1 protein-coding gene is annotated in these 1,042 nt (G+C 78.8%); it reads left to right on the top strand.

The features are described 5' to 3' along the window. The coding region (locus NBZ85_RS31325; protein ID WP_261563446.1) for a PASTA domain-containing protein at window positions 1-1,042 on the top strand (1,042 nt) is incomplete at both ends.

Here is a 1,042-nt window from a genome sequence, read left to right on the forward strand (position 1 = left end):
GCCGGACCTCTTGCCGGTCGCCGTGGCGCCCAGCCGGGCGTCCGACCGGGCGTCCAAGTCGGGGACCGGCCCGGCCACCGATCTGGGGACCGGCCCGGCCACCGACCCGGGGACCGAGCTGGGGACCGGCTCGCTGGACCTGATGCTGGCCGGCGCGGCCAGCTCCGCAGGCGATCCCGGGCAGGCAGGCCGGCAGCGGCGGGTGCGGCTGCTCGCCGCCGTGGCCGCGGTGGGCGCCGTGATCGCGGCCACGCTGGTGGTGATCGGTCTGCTCGTGCACGCCCACGGCGGGTCCGCCGGGGCCACCGCCACGGCGTCGGCGTCCGGTCAGCTCGCCGTGTCCGGCGGACCCGCCGGTCGACCCGACGGGAAGGCGACGGGCCGCGCGCCCAGCCCCGCCGCCACCCGAACCGCCACCCGGGCAACCAGCGACCCGGCGAGCGCCACCCCTCCCGCCACGCAGACCGATCCCACCGACGCCTCGCCGGCCACCGACCGGGTCACCGTCCCGGACGTGATCGGTGAGCAGGCCGCGGCGGCGGAATCCGCCGTGCGCGCCGCCGGCTTCGCCACGGTTGAGCGCGCCTACCGGTCGGGCAGCGGTGCCCGCGGCACCGTCGTCGCGACCGACCCGCAGGCCGGGACGACGGGCGCCCACGCCGACACCGTCACCCTGACCGTGTCGGCGGGTCCGAGCACCGTCACGGTGCCCGAGGTCGTCGGGCTCGACGCCGACGACGCCCGCGCCGCGTTGCGCGCCACCGGCCTCACCGTGGTCGAACGGGTCACCTCCGGCCCGTCCGCCGTCGACGCCGGTCAGGTGGACGCCGTCGCGCCGGTTGTGGGCACTCGGGTGGCGGCCCGCAGCTCCGTCACCATCACCGTGGTCGGCGACACGGTGACCGTGCCCGACCTGCGCGGCCGACCGGCGGGCGAGGCCAAACGGACCCTGACCGACCTGGGCCTCACCGTCGTCCAGCAGCCCCGCGCCGGCGGCGAGCTACCCGGCACGGTTGTCGGGCAGACCCCGGCGGCGCGGGGC

The organism is Frankia tisae, from assembly GCF_025403405.1.
GTDB lineage: Bacteria > Actinomycetota > Actinomycetes > Frankiales > Frankiaceae > Frankia > Frankia tisai.